The organism is Paenibacillus sp. 276b (assembly GCF_900107875.1).
In the GTDB taxonomy this organism is placed as follows: Bacteria; Bacillota; Bacilli; order Paenibacillales; family Paenibacillaceae; genus Paenibacillus; species Paenibacillus marchantiae.
In genome coordinates this window covers 123,041-140,905 of record NZ_FNRR01000004.1, presented here as the reverse complement: position 1 = coordinate 140,905, position 17,865 = coordinate 123,041, and the positions used below count along the sequence as shown (strand labels likewise).

17 protein-coding genes are annotated in these 17,865 nt (G+C 46.4%); 5 read left to right on the top strand and 12 right to left on the bottom strand.

Translation table 11 applies throughout. The annotated features are described in order from the left end of the window. Positions 1–90: 90 nt before the first annotated feature. On the top strand, positions 91–1,008 hold the full coding sequence (locus BLV50_RS19825) for a helix-turn-helix transcriptional regulator (RefSeq protein ID WP_090809995.1): 918 nt from the start codon (positions 91–93) through the stop codon (positions 1,006–1,008). Positions 1,009–1,084: 76 nt separating this feature from the next. After that, positions 1,085–1,900 carry a class I SAM-dependent methyltransferase gene (locus BLV50_RS19820; protein WP_079697421.1) on the top strand — a complete coding sequence of 272 codons (816 nt, stop codon included), beginning with the start codon at positions 1,085–1,087 and terminating at the stop codon, positions 1,898–1,900. A gap of 102 nt (positions 1,901–2,002) precedes the next feature. Here BLV50_RS19820 and BLV50_RS19815 read toward each other — a convergent pair whose 3' ends face one another. From BLV50_RS19815 to BLV50_RS19805, 3 genes are all read right to left on the bottom strand, one after another. Further along, positions 2,003–2,770 (bottom strand): hypothetical protein, encoded by a 768-nt coding sequence (locus tag BLV50_RS19815; protein WP_256338000.1) that lies wholly within the window; start codon positions 2,768–2,770, stop codon positions 2,003–2,005. A gap of 113 nt (positions 2,771–2,883) precedes the next feature. Next, positions 2,884–3,300: a hypothetical protein gene (locus tag BLV50_RS19810; protein ID WP_072734719.1), complete on the bottom strand. Its 417-nt coding sequence runs from the start codon at positions 3,298–3,300 to the stop codon at positions 2,884–2,886. A 275-nt stretch (positions 3,301–3,575) separates the two neighbouring features. Further along, positions 3,576–4,856 (bottom strand): transcriptional regulator, encoded by a 1,281-nt coding sequence (locus tag BLV50_RS19805; RefSeq protein ID WP_090809548.1) that lies wholly within the window; start codon positions 4,854–4,856, stop codon positions 3,576–3,578. Positions 4,857–5,236: 380 nt separating this feature from the next. Between BLV50_RS19805 and fabV the strand changes: the two genes are divergently transcribed. Then, positions 5,237–6,427 carry an enoyl-ACP reductase FabV gene (gene fabV, locus BLV50_RS19800; protein ID WP_064635912.1) on the top strand — a complete coding sequence of 397 codons (1,191 nt, stop codon included), beginning with the start codon at positions 5,237–5,239 and terminating at the stop codon, positions 6,425–6,427. Positions 6,428–6,531: 104 nt separating this feature from the next. On the opposite strand, the gene BLV50_RS19795 is transcribed toward fabV, so the two are convergent. The 3 genes from BLV50_RS19795 to BLV50_RS19785 all read right to left on the bottom strand — a co-directional run bounded on the left by BLV50_RS19795 (position 6,532) and on the right by BLV50_RS19785 (position 8,812). Beyond that, positions 6,532–7,764 (bottom strand): DNA glycosylase AlkZ-like family protein, encoded by a 1,233-nt coding sequence (locus BLV50_RS19795; RefSeq protein WP_256337999.1) that lies wholly within the window; start codon positions 7,762–7,764, stop codon positions 6,532–6,534. A gap of 156 nt (positions 7,765–7,920) precedes the next feature. Next, positions 7,921–8,145 (bottom strand): hypothetical protein, encoded by a 225-nt coding sequence (locus BLV50_RS19790; protein WP_063565252.1) that lies wholly within the window; start codon positions 8,143–8,145, stop codon positions 7,921–7,923. A 70-nt stretch (positions 8,146–8,215) separates the two neighbouring features. Further along, positions 8,216–8,812 (bottom strand): restriction endonuclease, encoded by a 597-nt coding sequence (locus BLV50_RS19785; protein ID WP_090809545.1) that lies wholly within the window; start codon positions 8,810–8,812, stop codon positions 8,216–8,218. Between the two features lie 256 nt (positions 8,813–9,068). Between BLV50_RS19785 and BLV50_RS19780 the strand changes: the two genes are divergently transcribed. Continuing rightward, a complete protein-coding gene (locus BLV50_RS19780; RefSeq protein WP_090809543.1) occupies positions 9,069–10,343 on the top strand; it encodes a hypothetical protein in 1,275 nt (424 codons plus the stop codon). A 232-nt stretch (positions 10,344–10,575) separates the two neighbouring features. Here the strand turns inward: BLV50_RS19780 and msrA are convergent, their stop codons facing one another. The 6 genes from msrA to BLV50_RS19750 all read right to left on the bottom strand — a co-directional run bounded on the left by msrA (position 10,576) and on the right by BLV50_RS19750 (position 16,580). After that, positions 10,576–11,094 (bottom strand): peptide-methionine (S)-S-oxide reductase MsrA, encoded by a 519-nt coding sequence (msrA, locus tag BLV50_RS19775; protein WP_072734724.1) that lies wholly within the window; start codon positions 11,092–11,094, stop codon positions 10,576–10,578. Between the two features lie 166 nt (positions 11,095–11,260). Then, complete coding sequence (locus BLV50_RS19770) at positions 11,261–11,518, bottom strand: GlsB/YeaQ/YmgE family stress response membrane protein (protein ID WP_017686880.1); 258 nt, start codon at positions 11,516–11,518, stop codon at positions 11,261–11,263. A 285-nt stretch (positions 11,519–11,803) separates the two neighbouring features. Beyond that, on the bottom strand, positions 11,804–13,108 hold the full coding sequence (locus BLV50_RS19765) for an AAA family ATPase (protein WP_079697428.1): 1,305 nt from the start codon (positions 13,106–13,108) through the stop codon (positions 11,804–11,806). Then, positions 13,108–14,571, bottom strand: a complete 1,464-nt coding sequence (locus tag BLV50_RS19760; RefSeq protein ID WP_177031223.1) for an RtcB family protein — start codon at positions 14,569–14,571, stop codon at positions 13,108–13,110. Before BLV50_RS19760 ends, BLV50_RS19765 begins: the two co-directional genes overlap by 1 nt. A 596-nt stretch (positions 14,572–15,167) precedes the next feature. Beyond that, positions 15,168–15,986 (bottom strand): TerC family protein, encoded by an 819-nt coding sequence (locus BLV50_RS19755; RefSeq protein ID WP_079697430.1) that lies wholly within the window; start codon positions 15,984–15,986, stop codon positions 15,168–15,170. 279 nt (positions 15,987–16,265) lie between these two features. After that, positions 16,266–16,580, bottom strand: a complete 315-nt coding sequence (locus tag BLV50_RS19750) for a DUF3817 domain-containing protein (RefSeq protein WP_064635903.1) — start codon at positions 16,578–16,580, stop codon at positions 16,266–16,268. 174 nt (positions 16,581–16,754) lie between these two features. Here BLV50_RS19750 and BLV50_RS19745 point away from each other — a divergent pair, with 174 nt between their 5' ends. Beyond that, positions 16,755–17,855, top strand: coding sequence for a glycosyltransferase family 4 protein (locus BLV50_RS19745; RefSeq protein WP_090809541.1), 1,101 nt, complete (start codon positions 16,755–16,757; stop codon positions 17,853–17,855). Positions 17,856–17,865 lie beyond the last annotated feature (10 nt).

Below are 17,865 nucleotides of genomic sequence, written 5' to 3'. Positions count from 1 at the left end.
TCCAAACACTATACATCCAGTGTACCACCCATACCCTGACACCTATTGTCATGGTATAATGTCGGCATGGAAAATAATCGATTATTCAGAATGCTATTGCTGTTATTGGAGAAAAAGAAAGCTACCGCCCCCGAGCTCGCGCGTTTGTTTGAAATATCCGTACGCACGGTGTACCGTGATATCGACAGACTGAGTGCGGCGGGTATTCCCGTATACACAACAACCGGAAAGCATGGCGGCATTCATCTCATGGACAACTTTGTCATGGACAAATCCCTGTTGTCCGAAGATGATCAGAATGAAATTTTGCTTGGATTATATAGCGTCAGCGCCATCCCTCACCTTAACACTGCCCATATGCTCAAACGTTTAACCGCCCTGTTTGATCACAAGCTGGATTGGATCGAGTTCGACTTTTCACCATGGGGCAGCATTCCACTGCAAGAGAGGGAACTGTTCAATCAGGTCAAACAGGCGATCTTCACCAATCAATGGATTACGTTCCACTATGTCAATTCGGATGGAGAGAAGAGTGTTCCAACGGTTGAACCTCTCAAACTTTTGTTCAAGAACAGTACTTGGTATTTCAAGGGGTACATTCACGACGAGCACGACCGAAACGAATTTCAGACGTTCAAAATGAAACGAATTACCCAGCTGAAATTTCTGCCGAGGGTTCCCCGAAACAACATGAACATCGGATCAACGGAAAATGAGACACACGTCACAATCAACCAAATCGCTCTGGAACTGTCGTTCTCCAACTCTATTGCGTATAGGGTGTATGATTTTTTTGAACCATCACGCGTTGAAAAAGAGCCCGACGGCAGGCTGCGCGTTGCCCTTGAACTCAATGAGGGAGAATGGCTGTACTCCTTCCTGATGTCGTTTGGATCTGACCTGACCGTAATCAAGCCTCCACACGTTGGACAGGAACTGCTTAGGCGACATATCAAAGCGGTAGAACATTTACAACAGGTCGTTAACAACAGGTTGGAAAATGAATGATATAATGTAGCTCTGATCATCTGCTGATTCTTTTACTTTTTTGCTATCTATCCATTTCCTGAAGGAGGTTTTGTCCATGCAAGACATTAGACGTAACAATGTGGAACGATTCAAAGGTTTCGGTACGTTATATGACCAGAACCGGCCCGCTGCGCCCACCGAGGTCGTAGATATTCTGACGAATTATTTGGGCAGCAAACCTCGCTTGGTCGCAGATGTTGGCTGTGGTACGGGCTTATCGTCATGGATTTGGCTAAATGAGGCAGAACGTGTTATTGGCGTCGAACCAAGCGATGATATGAGAGCTGTCGCAGAGTCCAAATGGGAAGCGGCAGGCAAACCGGACCATCTTCGCTTTGTCTCCGGCCTGTCCCACGAACTGGGACTACCTGATGGCAGTGTGGATATCGTGACCTGCTCACAGTCGTTCCACTGGATGGAGCCCCAGTCCACACTGCGCGAATTTGCGCGTGTACTGCGTCCAGGCGGCATATTTGCTGCCTACGATTGTGACTGGCCACCAGTGGTTGATTGGCAGCTGGAACAAGCCTATCTGCATTTGAATACGGAGGCAGATCATCGAGCTGCCAGTCTGGCTCCTCAGGAAAATCAGGCACATAAATGGAGTAAAGACGGACATTTGCAGCAGATTCAGCAGTCCGGCTTGTTCCGTTATTCGCGTGAAATTTTGTTTCATCATCGGGAAACATTCGATGCGGACCGATACGTCAATCTGGCACTAAGCCAAGGAGGTCTGCAAACGGCAGTGAAACTCGGAGCCACTGATCTGCTCGAGGTAGCAGACGAATTTAGACAGCTGGCTACACGCATTTTTGATGGAGAATCGAGACGAGTCCTATTCTCATATCGAATGCGCCTGGGCATCGTCTGATCTTAAGCTAAGCTCATCCAGATTTTCTCAAAATAAAATACACAAAAGAAACCTGCACCATCACTAGCATCGTGATGTTACAGGTTTTTTGTTCATACATTATCAGGATGAGAAGAGGTCACTTAACTGTCCCTTCTGTACATTCAGTGCCAGCACCAACTTTGACGGGTCCTGCTTCGAGTAGATCACGTTAATAATATGACCTTGCTGAACCTGAGTTAGGGTAGATGGATAAATTTCCTTTGGTATAGTGACCTTAAATGTCTCTCCATTTGACTTCGTTACACTAAGCGTAAGCTGAAGTTTGATTTTGCCATTACCTCCGCTTCCAAGTGGAGTAACATCTAAAATCTTGGCCATCGCTTTCTCGCCCGTTCGTGCAATATCCATCATCTCAGGTGCCACGCCATGCTGCACCATCTTTTCATCCAGCAATTGCTGCATATCTTCCTGAGACAGTCGTCCTTTCAGATCAAGCCCTACCTTCCGTTCATCCTTCACGGAGACCACTAACGGAATAAAGCTGCCCGGCTGGAACTGAGCCATGGACGTCAACGGAATAATGGTTCTCAACTCGGTATCGTATTTCTCACGCCCTTTAAGCGAGACGGTCAGGCCCAGTCGAACTTCCGGCTGCTCATTAATATACGTACCCGTCTGCTGGATGCTTTTAATGACACCAACCGCCGATAATCCTGATTTCACCCTCCCGACGCCGAAGATATTAGCCAAAATGGAGGGAATAAAGATCAGCCCAAATCCGGCAAAAATCGCTGGTGTATACCACCATGCCTGCATAATGATAAAAGGATCATTCCACAGCTGCTGTGCCAGAAATGGGGAGAATCCCACCCCGAATACAGTCAACACACCTATTAATCTCAGGAAACCTACCATCTGCCCCACCCTCTCTATATCTCTATTATTCGTTGTTAGTTGTCTTTATTAAATGATAGAATGCTCGTTTGTAGTTCGAACACCTTCTAGACGGACAACAGACCCATGTAAATTAACTCTGTCGGATTCGCTGGATTTTGCCCCAATCCCACTCGATCTCCCACGCGTGGAATCTGCATCTTGGACACCAGTGTTTCCAATGTTCGCTGATACTGATTGCCATTCGTCTCTGTTACATCCAGCACAAGCACAACAATTGGATCAAAATTGATCAGCTTGCCCGTATCGGTAATCGTGATTACCGTGGCTGTTGCAGTTAAGGGAAGGGAACCACTTGCCGCCAGTTGTGCCTGTTTTGCCGAATCCAGACTCTGGTTGATGGCTTCCCGATGTTCCTTTGATACAAAACCTTTCATCATCATGCCGGTAAGTCCTTTATTCATCATTTTATCTGCCTTCGCAATCGCATCTTCCTGCTTGTTCTTTTTACCAAACCATCCCATAATGAACACCTCGTTTTTTTATTTTTGGTTATAGTTAAAGTATAAACAGGAGGGCTTGTCCTTGAATACCCTTTTGACTGCATACAAAAGAAACGAAAAAACCGGTGATTAAACCACTGAATTCTCGTTTCTTTAACATGCTTTTTGATGGATTCCGCAAAAAAAGAGCCGAAAACGACTCTTGAATGAAAGGTTGGGAGGCATATTTTGTGCCTAATGCACCGGTGTTGAACAAAATCATGCAAAAAAATGGCGGTTCCAAGCCGATTTTCGATCTATTTTTTGCGTAACAGGTAGACCAGCTTCCGATAATACATGGCGGCTTCCTTATATTTTCGCAGATCCTCGGACACCACGGCCATTCCCTCATATAAAGGTTCAAGACGCATGGCATGCTGCACAGACTCAAAATAAGGCAGACATGCGAGCGCTCGCTCCATGAACACTTCACGATCTCCATGCGCAAGAGCAAGATGGCTCTGGTAGAAGGTTGCACTCATCTGCTGATCCTGAGTTGTTGCACTATTCAACAGTTGATCCACACTCTGCGCGAGTACCCCCCAGTTCTTTCGTGCCAGTGCCACTTCACAGCGATACACACTCACTAAAGGCTTCATGGCCTGCTGGGTTTCTTCGGGTTCCTGCTGCAACAGGGATTCGAATCGCTCGATCTCCGACTGCGCCTGATCCAGCTCCCCCGTCATGGTTAACATGACAATCCGATTATTGGCAATGGCAGTGACCAGATCGCCCTGATTACCCGCATACACCAGGTTCGCCTCTGCCATGGTCAATGCCGAGAGCGCCTCCTTTACCAGTCCCATCGCAAAGCAATATCCGCTATAAGCCACGTATAAACCGGACAACCGATGAAACAGCCGCTGATCATAGACATGTCTCATGGTGAGATCGAATACCTGCTTGGCCTCTTCGTACTGTTTGACCTGAATGTAGGCTTCCATCTTGATATTTTGCACAGACAGCCAGAATTCACTTCCAGGAAGAGCCAATTCACTGAGCCTGGTTGCATGTGTTAACACATCCACAGAGGCAAGCTTGGAACGATAGTACTGCACTTTGTAATATAATAACGCCTTTGCTAACGGACGGGGCAGATCCACATCGTCAGGACGGCCGTATTTCTCCAGATAAAAATTCAAATAGGATGTATGTATATATTCATGAGCCGATGCATCATTTAATTGTTGGTAATAGACCGCCTTCATTAAAGCCGTGGTTAGCTCTACTGTCAGCGTATCATCCCGATCTTCAAGTGCATGGACCGTTTCTTCTAATATGGCGGAAGCTGGAACTGACATTTGTTCAAAAATGGCCTCTGCCCGCGCCAGTGTTTCTTCATCCTGTGCAGAAGCGTTTAACAGATAGGAAGTCGTTACGCCAAGACGTGACGCAATAGCCTCTGCCAGATCTTCAGGGAGTGGATAACGATCGGCCAGAATATTGGCAAAGTGAGCCTGCGTAACCAGACCTTCCACGAGGTCTTTGCGGGAGATTTGCTTTCTTTTGCTCAGAAATTCAATCCGTTCCTTCAGCATGGCTAGTCTTCCTTTCGTTTCGATCCTGGAATTACTATAAGTTGAACGAATGATTTTACACTAGAGCACTACGTGGCCAGAACCATCTTCCGATCGCTGTTATCCCCAGATTTTTTGAAATCCCTTATAGAAGGGGAAAATCCGGTGATAAAGGCGAACGCTTCGCTTCTGCAGACCTGTTCTGTCCTCTCCGTTATCGTGTGAATGTATAGCTCAAATTATATAATATCATCCCGGATGCGAAGCCGGATACCGTCTTTTAGCCAAATCCATCGAAACGGTTTCCGTTTCGGAGGCAATTGTTTTACAATAAGGTGGTATGTACAAGAGCATTATCCAATAATGAAGAACAAGAGTTGAATATGAAAGGATGCAAATGAATGATTATTAAACCAAGAACACGTGGTTTTATTTGTACAACTTCCCATCCTGTAGGCTGTGCTGCACAAGTCCAGGAACAAATTGATTATGTAAAATCCCAACCGCAATTGAATGGACCGCGGAACGTACTCGTTATCGGAGCTTCTACTGGATATGGACTTGCTTCGCGCGTCGTATCCGCATTCGGTGCCGGAGCCAACACCATCGGCATTTACCGCCCAAGCAGCGCCACTGAAAAACGTACGGCTTCAGCAGGCTGGTACAACTCCGCTGCATTTGAGAAAGCTGCGGAAGAAGCAGGACTGAAATCATACAGCATCACAGGTGATGCCTTTGCCAACGAAACAAGAGAAAAGACCGTTGAACTGATTCGCAGTGAACTCGGTCAGGTTGATCTGGTAGTCTACAGTGTAGCGTCGGCACGCCGTACCGATCCGAATACTGGTGAAGTATTCAACTCCGTGCTCAAACCGATTGGACAATCGTACACGAACAAAACAGTCAATTTCCATACGGGAGAAGTGACTTCCATTACGCTTGATCCGGCAACTGAAGAAGAAATTCGCCAGACCGTGACCGTGATGGGCGGAGATGATTGGGAACTGTGGATGGATGCCTTGCAACAAGGTGGCGTACTCGCCGACAATGCAACAACTATTGCCTTCTCTTACATCGGTCCTGAACTTACACATGCGATCTATCGTGATGGTTCCATCGGTCAAGCCAAAAACCATCTGGAAGCGACAGCCCACAAGCTGAATGATCGTCTGAGTGCAAAGGGCGGACGTGCTTACCTAACCGTAGCCAAAGCGCTGGTAACCCAGTCAAGCTCCGCAATTCCAGTGGTGCCGTTGTATATCTCTGCATTGTACAAAGTCATGAAGGAAAAAGGCTTGCATGAAGGCTGCATCGAGCAATTGCAACGCTTGTTCGCTGATCGCCTCTATGCGGGAGGAGAAGTTCCGACCGATGAAGCGGGGCGTATTCGTATTGACGATTGGGAGATGAGAGCGGATGTTCAGGAAGAAGTGGCGAAGCTATGGAACGAGCTGACCACCGAAAACATCTACGATCTGTCCGATCTGGTAGGATACCGTCAGGAATTCTTCCAACTGTTTGGTTTCGAAACCGACGGTGTGGATTATGAAGCAGATGTTGATCCGAATGTTCAAGTACCACATCTGCGTTAATTGAAAAGCAATATTGCTGTGGGACTGGCGTAACAAGCTTATTACAGGTCCAAATCCAGCCTTAGGGGAGCGAGCTTTCGCTCCCTTTTTGACGTCTACCGATTCTATAAGATCGACTTGAGTTGCTTTTTCAACCCCTTCGGCACCGTCTTCTCTACCGTGATGGATCGCGCTCCATGCATCGTTGCAAAGAACTGGAGTCCCTCCCGAAAATCCGCGATCCATTCCTCCACAGGTGGAGCAGTCTCTTCCATCGATAACAACCGCACCGTTAGCACGCCCGTTTTACGATCGAGTCGCGGGTCCATACGTCCAATCAGCCGATCGCCGTGAAGAATGGGCATGGCGTAATATCCGTAAGTTCGTTTCACCTCTGGTGTGTATATCTCCCACTTATAATGGAAATCAAATAAATCCACAATCCGTTCCCGTCTCCACAGCAGGTTGTCCAGTGGAGGCAGGAATCGTACCGGACCTGATGGATCATAATGCGGCTCTTCCCTTTCCATCTCACGCAACAAACCCTCATCTTCTGCACGGATGTAATAAGGCGTCGCGACGTCCTCTACCTCCAGTGTGATCATGCGACCATCTGCGACACGTGCAGCCATATCATTCCGACGTTCGGCAGCGGTGGATTTCATCCAGCCTAATCGTGGATCTCGGGTATCCACGACCCGATATGCGTAAATGTACTTGTCCATCAAAGCTTGCCTTTGAGTCAAAAGATCGATCTCCGCTGTCATGGATTGGGCCTGCTCCAGCAGTCCGGATTCAGTAATATGAAAATAACGTTCATTGCCCTGCCTTGCGACGACACGAATGGCAGCCGAATCCAGCAGCAAGTTTAACGCTAGCGTAGTATCCTTCGTTTTCGGTACATCCGCATTGTCCCAATATCCGCTTACCCGTTCGACGGCACGAAAAGCTCTGGAGGGTAACGGCCCCTCTTCTTCCAAACGCTTCAGCACATGCTGCACCGTGTTTCCCAGCCCTTCCAATGACGGAGCCAGACGATCCCTTAATCGAGCACGTACAGGTTCGAACATCGCATAATCTTCGATCGGAATAACACATGCGGCATTTGCAAAATATTCGAACACTTTATGATCACTCAACAACGTATGTAAATATTCGGAGGTATAGCCCGGATCACGAGCGCCCAGCACCAAATGCTGATTTCCGGTTACGGCAGCGACAGGATCAATCTGCACGCAGCCAAGGGAGCGAATCAGTTGCATCACCTGTTCAGGACCCGAAGGCAAGGAAACGGCGGGCCAACGTCCCAATAAAGATTGCGTCTGCAGCAAAAAACGCCGAACGATTTTTTTATCCATGCGAAGCGCTGTTGTCATATGTAGAATTCTTCCCTTCATCGAAGATAGGAGGATGTATAGCTATAATTGATCCAATTCAAAAGAGATACATTGATTTTAACAGTCCAAGGGATGTCATACCAATCGAAGGAAGAGCTTTTTTTAAAATTTTGATGCTTATGCAGCACTCCGCACATCACAGACAAAATAAAAAGAAGCACCACCATCCTGGGTCCGCTTCTTGTGTTTGACCTTTTGCAATTTTTCCTGTTTCGTGGGCATGAGTCGAACATGCTGGGATAACGCTCCATAATCTCCGTTTACTCTCCGACTTTGCTCTGGACACCACTGTCCTGACCGCTCTGCTTTGCGCAATGCTTTTTGCGTTTGTGTACGTGCCATGATAATTGAACACACTCCCTTGGTTGGTATGCACTCAATATATCATGTGCAGGCAGACAAGTGAAGGTGATTAACGTGGAACTCTTTTCCGCCGTGATTGCCATGTTTCCACAGGTTCCTGATCGTCTTCCTCAATCAATTCCAGTGCTTCTTCCATTCTTCTGGATTTAAACAGCATGATCAGGTCCATCAGATCTTCACGGTCCAGCAGCTTCACCCCGTTGACCGCTGCTAGCGTCCGGCATGCTTCCGTATATCTGGCTGAGGTGAGCACGATGGATCGATCTGCTTCATAATAACGCATGGACGTGTAAATCTCCTGTACTGCGCTGAGTCCAACCGGATGATTTGCTCCGTAACGCTTGGCCTGAATGACATTACGTCTGCCTGCTCTATCCACAAATACAAGGTCCGCACCAAAATCACGGCTGCTTGTGGTCTTATGTACTTCGGCATAACCGAGTTGTTGGAATAAATGATACAGGTACAGTTCAAATTCCGATCCATCCTGCATTTTATCGATATCCTTAATCGTAATCTTACGCGGATTGGCCTCACTTCGTAAGCGCTGCCCTCGCCGAATTACACGGCGAATGATCCAGGCAATGAGCAGTAAAAGGACGATAACGCCTATACCCACAGTGGTCATATTTTCATTCCAGTTCATGTCTGTTCTCCTTGTCGTTCCTCTAATCTGTCAGGCTAATCTCCCTCTTAGCCCTCGTCACCCGACTAAATATAGCAGACTTCTCTCGTAACAGAAAGAAGATGAATTCCCTGTAACCCTCGAAATTCTCGAAACAACAATAATATTACACCTTAATCATAAAAGGTTACAGACACTCAGGTTGAATTTCACATGTGTGAAATGGTAGAATTCAACAATCGGTTCTATTTTGAATCGAAGAAAGGTGGTTTATAACTTGCATACATCCAACAAACGAAAGTCCAAAACATGGGCTGCGCTTCTTCTCAGTGGCACGCTCCTCTTCAGCCTGCATACACCAAGCTACGCGGCCGCAGAACAAAATGCACCCTTGCCTAAGCCTTCATGGACATCATCTTCTCTCTCTCTCACGCAAGTGAATACGGAGAAAGACGTTATCGTCAACGAAGTGAACGCAGTACCTGCGAAAAATCTGGTGTATGTGCATTCTTCCCAGCCCGTAACCAAAACAAGCAGCAATACGAAGCTGGATTGGCAGTTGGATTCGCTTCAGGCGCTGGATGCCACGACCGGACAATTGAAATGGAACGTTATTTTCCATGAGAAAAGTGGGCCTTATACAACCTACTCCAATTCGCTATATACCAGCAACGGCACAGCTTACGTATATATGGAATATTCGGATGGAACCAAAAAGGTATACTCGTTCAATACTTCCGGCAAAACCAACTGGGTCAAAAACGTGAGTAATTCATCATCCATGTACCTTCTGGACGACGATACGTTATTGATCGCTTCGAGCCCTGGTGTTCAATCGAACGGTTCCGTTCGTTCAGCCATCTCGCTGTATGACAAAAAGGGAAAACTGATTACGGAAAAAACAATCAACGGTGCTGTACTCAAAGCAGGCAGTGATCGAATCGTAGTCGATGCAAGCAAACAAACCAAAGTGGGCAGCTTCTGGCAGCAGGCCGCTAATCCCAAAGTGGAAATTTACGATCGTACGCTGAATCGTCTTTCCTTCTATCAGTTCCCGAGCAATGCCAACACTCTGGGAGACGGTGGCGGTGAATCACTGGCCATTCTGGAAGATGGCTCCGTGATCATGCGTGCCAATTTTGCCAACACGGGTAACAAGCTGATGGGCTTTGGCACCGATGGCAAACTTGCCTGGGGCCGTGCTATTGCCGGTGATGCCTATGTTCAGACCGCAGGCAACAGTTACACTCTGTTTACAGGCCAAAAACTGGAGCTGTACACCATGAAAGGCCAAGTGACTGAACGTACATTTAAGGAAGAGCAGCCTATTCTCATGCAGATTGATCATACACAGGACGGGCAGTATAAACTTGATTTCGCCAAAAAAGGTTATATTCTCGATCCGCAAACATTGGATACAGTACATGAATATACATTTGCATCCTCTCCTGGATTGCTCGATGGATATTCAACGTACAACGATCATATTATCTATCAGATCAATGACGATGCATTATCCAAGTATGTATTGAAGACAGCCTCAGCTAAATAGTAAATGGAGCGCTCTGGTTGACCGACTAACGGTTAACAGGGCGCTCTGTTATTTCACACAACGATGTAGAGTTCTCCCAACAACGCAGAGAACGTAGATAAGTTCTGTAGCCATTGAGATAACATTCTCTTAATCATTGAACAATCAAAAAAAGCTGGGGAAGTTCCTGTTGGAACTCTCCCGGCTTTTTCAATAAGATCTGATGCAATTTGGTCTAATCTAATGAACTTAATTATTTATTCCAGTTTTCTTCAATAAATTCATCCCGTCCGGATTCCGCACGGTCTTCTTTGTAATGCTTCTCATTTTTCTTGTGGTAATCCTGGTGGTAATCTTCTGCCGGATAGAACACAACTGCATCCCGAATCTCCGTCACAATCGGTTGATTGAACCGCCCGCTTGCTGCCAGCTCCTGCTTGGACTGTTCTGCGAGCTCACGTTGACGTTCATTATGGACAAAGATCGCTGTCCGGTACTGACTGCCACGATCCTGAAATTGCCCTCCATCATCGGTAGGGTCCGTCTGGGGCCAGTATAGCTCCAACAAACGTTCATATGGAAATACCTCTGGATCAAATGTAATTTCAACGACCTCGACATGACCAGTCTCCCCGGTTTTGACCTGCTCATATGTTGGATTATCGACGTGACCGCCGGTATAGCCAGATACAATACCATGAATGCCTGGTTGCTCTTCAAATGGTGTAACCATACACCAGAAGCATCCGCCGGCAAATGTAGCTTTTTCCATGTACACTCATCCCTTTCTGTTGTACCTATATCTTAAAACAAAAAGAGGTTGATGGAAAGCCACGTCCGTGGACTTCCATCAACCTCTTCAGAAGCATCTGTTATATCAACAGTTATTCAAAGTGCGTGTTGCCGACTAACTGTATATTCAAGAATTCTTGAATTCGTTACCCGCGGCTTCGGCCCATAGAACGGAAGATCAAGCTCACGATTGCTACAAGTACGATGGCACCGATTAATGCCGGTACTATGTAGAATCCGCCCATTTCTGGACCCATATCTCCCAGGATTACTCCACCTAACCATCCGCCGATAAAACCGGCAATGATGTTACCGATAACGCCGCCGGGAATGTCACGACCAACAATCAGACCTGCCAACCATCCAATGATACCACCGATAATTAATGACCATAACCAACCCATATCATTCACCTCTAATTAAAGTTTTTGTTGTTGTCTGTCTACTATTAACCGCTACAGAAGCATTTAAACAATTGGCATGAAAATTGTTGTATATTACCTTTTGTTCATATGCCCTTTTCTCTGTTCTACAGCCTATAACAAGGCATTATAAACAGATTGCGTCACTTCCGGGCATCTTACACAGTTCAAGACTGCGTTATGTACCTCCCAAAAGTCATTGTATGTTGATTCAGACAGCCTTAGTATAACCAATTGAGGTGAGAATATTTTAATGGTTATATTCGATTAATAAAAACCTGCACGGCCTTTACCTGGCTGAGCCAGCCAGTTATGTTTATGGCTCTTGTCCAACTCTCCTCGCATCGACTGAATGATCTGCACAATGTCTGTCTGGCCATTCTGGTGCCATTCCAGCGCTGCGCTGACATACAGCTCTCCAAGTTGAGCAAGAGAAAAGGTATCCGTCAATCGTGCAGCTTCCAGCGTACCTTCTTCCCCTGCGAAGACATCAAAGCCGCGTTGGTTCAAATATTGCAGGCGCAGCCCTTCGTCCGGTAGCGGTATTTCATAAGCCCGATCAAACCGACCGGCACGGTTCATGAGCCCTGGGTCTATTTTCTCCGGATAATTCGTGGTGCCAATTAGGAAAATGCCCTCTTTGGACGTTGCCCCATCCAATGTATTCAGGAAAAAGGAACGAACTTCATCTGGCATGGAATCGATATCCTCAATAATCAGTACCATGGGAGCCAAACGTTTGGCTGCTTCGAACACTTCACGCACCGATTCACTGTTTGTGTATTCGGTAATTTGCCAATATGCCGCAGGCCCCGGTATGCTTCCCGCAATGGATTTTACGAGGGTCGTTTTTCCGTTTCCAGGATGGCCGTACAGCAGGATGCCACGTTTGTAAGGAATATCATAGTCCCGATAAAAGGAACGATCTGCCTCGAAAAACTGGTCCAACGAACGGAAAATATCCTGTTTAATTTGCGGAGAAAGCACGACCTCATCCCGCCCCACAGAGCGGGTAATGGATTCCACATGACGATCACTGCCATTGCGGGCATCCGTGTACACCGTGACTTTTTTCATATTTTGCTGCCGTTCCCGTTCCCTTACACTGCCCAGAAATTGCTTCAATTCCTCTTCTCCTGTAGCAAAAACAAAATCCTCATTGTATATCCCATTCTCCCGGAAGAAAGGAATGCGGACGAGAGCCACACCCCACTGCGGATAGGCAAATACATTGTTGCGAATCGAATAATGCACCCCATAGGTTGGTGCATCTCCATCATCCTCATAATGCAGTGTACGCAGCTCCAGATCTTCGAAAATCCGGGCAACCAATTCCACTTCCGTACTGTTGCTTTGCAGATCTTCTTTTAGCAGATCCCAGTATTCACTGTTTGGATCATCACTTGCATAGAGTTCATAACGAACGCCGTATCGATTGCCAAGCGCTTCAATGATGCCGCGAATCAAGCGGGCATATATGGCATAGCCTTCGTTTCGGATTTGACTGTCTTGTTGCTCCTCATAGGAATAGATGACTCTATTATGATTCAATTGTTCTTTCTCTATCGTCATTACTTAGCTCCCTTCACAGCGGCAAGTGGTTTACATTTGGCTACAACTTGAGCCAGACCTGCGCCGGTAACACTATCAATAATTTCATCGACATTTTTATAAGCTTGCGGCGATTCATCAAGAATCGATTCAAGCGAACGCTGGTTCACCACAATCTCATCTTCAGTTCCCACACCCAGCGCCGAGGCAAAATCCTCCACGGTAACCAGGCGCTTCGTTGCTGTACGCGAACGAATGCGTCCTGCCCCATGACAAATCGAATAATAGTTATCCTTCCCCTCGGGTTGACCTACCATGATATACGAAGCCGTCCCCATTGAACCGGGTATAAGCGCGGGATGACCTGTTGCCAGATATGGCTTCGGATTATCCCGATGACCAGCAGGTAATGCACGTGTAGCTCCTTTGCGGTGTACAAAAACGGAACCTTGATCCGAGTGCGATTCCTCCCATGCATAATTGTGCATCAGATCATAGAGGGTTCGAAATTCGCATTTTGGACCAAACACATCCCGAAAAGCTTCTCGAATTGCATAAGCAATCAGATGGCGGTTCACCACAGCATAATTCAGTGCAGAATACATCATATTGACGTAATGGCGACCTTCCGCATGTTCAAGCGAAGCAAAAACCAGTCTTGGATCGGATGTCCCCAGACCATTTCGCTGCATCACTTTCGCAATCGCTGATGAACTAGTTTGGCTTACATACCCACCCCAAGCCCGGGAACCGGAATGAATCATGACAACAATTTGTCCATCGTACAGACCCCATGCTTCCGCAATCTCCCGATTTTCCTCGGCAATCTCAATCGCTTGAATCTCGGCAAAATGATTGCCTCCACCCAAAGTTCCTAACTGGCGATGAGCCCGATGCCAAGTCATATCCGGTACCAGATTCAACACTTCCTCATCAAAGGCAAATTTGCTGCTCTCTACATGAGTGATGGAAGTTGATTTTTTCGGTGTATAGCTGTCCGGGATATATTTTTTAGGTAATCCATGCAGACCCTTTCGCACAATATGCTCCAAACGAATGTCCGAGTAATGACCGCGCTGATTTGCCTCCATCGGCAGCACTTTCTCAATGGCTTTCACGAGTTTACGGCGCAGCTTCACATCCTTCAGGTCGTCCTTATGCAAATTGGTCATATGCACCCGCATGCCACAGCCGATATCACTGCCTACGATGGATGGAGATACATAGCCACTCTTGGCATCCCATACCGCCGTTGTACCGATGCAGGTGCCTACACCGACATGCACGTCAGGCGTATAGCTCATATAGGAAATGCCCGGGATTTGAAGATTGTTGTTCGCCATCTCGAACACCTTATAGTCCAATGACGAGAATAGTTGTTGTGCCGCATATACCGTTAAGTCCCCAGCAGGCAATTTGACTTCATGTCGGTAGCCACCTGTGAGTTCATTTTGAGTCGTAAATAAATTAGGTTGTGTATTCATAAATGTTTATTATTCCTTCCTGTACGTTCAGATAATTCGGTTCATTTCAAAATTGAACCTAACGTTATTCCGAATTCATATCCATATTCAGTACAACAAAAAAGAAGCCACGGACAGTTCGCCCGTGACTTCTTCATGACAATAACAGAAAACAAAAGCAGCATGAACATGCCGCATCTGTTCTCCATTGCTATATACGCCGAGAGTAGCATATCGATTAATAACGTTCCAAGGATAAACGATATGCATCTTCCCCTATGTCGCCCGTATGAGGCCAAAGAGACGATGAACTGGATATACAATTGTGTCTGTGCTTCGTAGTGTCTTTGTGAATTTCAAATCATAACCAACCATCATATCTCTCGACCTCCCTTCATTAATATTATGTTTATATTAAGCGGACTCGTTTCGATGTGTCAACCCTTTTCTTGGAAAATTCCCTATTTTTCATATGCATTAGATTTAACTTCGTGCCAATAACTTATATAAAAAAAGCAGGGTCTGTAAGGAACAGACCCTGCTTACTCATGCATATCATGAGATTAGATATCGATTATTGATGGTACATGTTTTGACAGATTTGAATTTGCATCTTATCATTTCCCTGCTTGTTTTTCCAATTCTTCCACAGGATTTTCATCTTCTTTTTCAGGCACCTTGGAAGACAGGAACCAACCGCATACTGCAATCGTAATCAGCACAATGTAGAATCCAAATTTCCAAATTTTATTTTCCGGGAAATGCTCATCCAGAACGCCCAGTGAAGGGTGTGCAAGTGTAATAACAGCCAACTTAACCCCAACCCAGCCGACGATAACGAAGGCTGCAACTTCAAGCCCTGGACGGGAATGAAGCAACTTAACGAAGAAGGAAGCCGCAAATCTCATGATGACGAGACCGATAAATCCGCCGAGGAAGATGACGATAAACTGGCCACCGTCAAGTCCACCGATCGGAGGAAGACCACTTGGCGGCAAGGCAACAGCCAGCGCCACAGCTGCGAGAATGGAATCGACCGCGAACGCGATATCTGCCACTTCCACCTTGAATACAGTCATCCAGAAACCAGATTGTTTTTTTTGTTTTTTGGGAGCGGAATCAGCCGCTTCATCTGTTTTGTTTCGGCTACCCAACACCTTTTTGACAATGTGGTTAATGGAGATGTACAACAGGTACAGGGCACCAATCGCTTGAACCTGCCATACGTCCACGAGGAACGAGATCAGGAACAACGAACCCAATCGGAAAATAAACGCTCCCATCAAACCATAAAATAACGCCTTTTTGCGTTTATCATCAGGTAAATGCTTAACCATAATGGCAAGAACCAATGCATTATCCGCTGCAAGCAATCCCTCCAGGACTACTAATACGACGAGAACCCACCCATACTCCAATAATAATGACAAATCCAAAATTGACTCCTCCTTAGTATCCTTATGATGTACAAAAAAAAGGACCTTTACCATTACTGGTAAGGTCCTTTTTATTCACAAAAAGAGACCTTTACCCAGTATGAAAACTTGGTAAAGGTCTCGCTAACAACAAAATTGCTGCCAATAAAGCCGGGGATATAATCCCGAACTGACGACTTTACTGTGAAAGCTACTCCCCTTTAACATCAGGAATATTTAGTTTTAAGTTGAAACAGGTTCAATAATCTGTTCTCATCATATTCATAACGATAAGCAAAGTCAAGCTTTATTTGACTGACTACGGTCCAGCTTGCGAAAGACCAGCAAATCATAGATGAAATTGCCTAGCGGGATAAATGAGACAAAAAACAAAGCAATTGGACGACGTAAACGCCATTTTTGCGTAGTATAAAGACTCACCATAAATAATAAATACATCAGAAATAAAAAGCCATAGATGTTGCCAAACCACGTGACTGCCTGAGGCATGATTCCTGATTCCCTTAATGGAAAAGCAACAAATAACAACAGCACATATGAAAGCCCCTGCAACCACAACAGCAGTCGAAAGCGGCTGAGTGTTGAATGTAACATTTTTTTCCTCCTGCTTCTAAATACGCGCAACGATTTCACTGCACCCCGTACAGTATATCACAAAAACGAAATTTCCCCTCACGCGTAGTTCCACAGGAGCCAAATCCACCCGATGCACATAGGATATATGACCAAAGTAGATTGTTACGAATATGGACAAGGAGGAGCCTGTTGATGAAAATAACCCTGATAGCGCCTGAAAAATTGCCAGTCCCAGGTAACGGATCAGTCGAAATCTGCCTCCTCGGCATTGCTCGCGAACTTGCACTCCGTCACCAGGTGACGATCTTAAGTCGTCAGATGCCCGGCCTTGCCATCACAGAGCAATTAGATGGCATTACGATCCGTCGTGTACCAGCCACCAGTCCCAGCGAGTACACAAGGGCAGTGATCCGTTTTCTGAAAATTCAGCCCTTCGATTTGATCCAGGTAGATAACAGACCTCATAGTATGGCTGCAATTAAACGCGCCTTCCCTTCGTTACCTGTGGTGCTCTATCTTCACTCGTTAACCTTTGCACAACCAGGTCCTGCAAGATTAGCGCTGTTAAAAAAAGCGAACTGGATTGCCGTCAACAGTCAATCCCTCAGACAAAGGCTGGCTCGTCGATTCCCATCCTTGAAACGACGGATGGGTGTTGTACCACTTGGCGTGGACCTAAGCCGTTTTTTGCCTGCAGCTAAAGGAGAGCAGCAGCTTCTGCGGAAGCAGTTTGGTATTACAGGGCCATTCTCCATTCTGTATGTAGGCCGACTGATTCCCGGCAAAGGTGTGGACATATTGATTCGTGCCGTAGCTCTTATTCAGCAGCAGGTATCCGTACAACTGATCATTGCAGGTAAAGGACCTCCAGTTTACGTCCGCAAGCTGCGACAGCTTGCCCGAAAATTAAAGGTGGATGCCGCCTTCCGAGGTCAGATCGCTCATGAACGTATTGACCGTTTGTACAGGGCTGTGGACTGTCTAGTGTGCCCTTCCCAACAACATGAGGCCTTCGGGCTGGTTAATGTTGAAGCTATGGCTTCAGGACTACCCGTCATTGCTTCAGACAATGGAGGCATTCGTGAAATCATAGTATCGGGGACTAATGGATACCTTGTGAGACAGTATCACAACCCCCGAAGTTTCGCTGCTTACCTGTCTAAACTCGCAGACAATCCTTCTCTTGCTCGTTCGCTTGGAGAAGCTGGCCGTGCCAGTGCAGTTGAACAGTTCAGTTGGGCCCGGACAGCCATGCATCTTGAAGCAGCTTATACAAGACTCATCCGCGCATAAATCTTGTTGC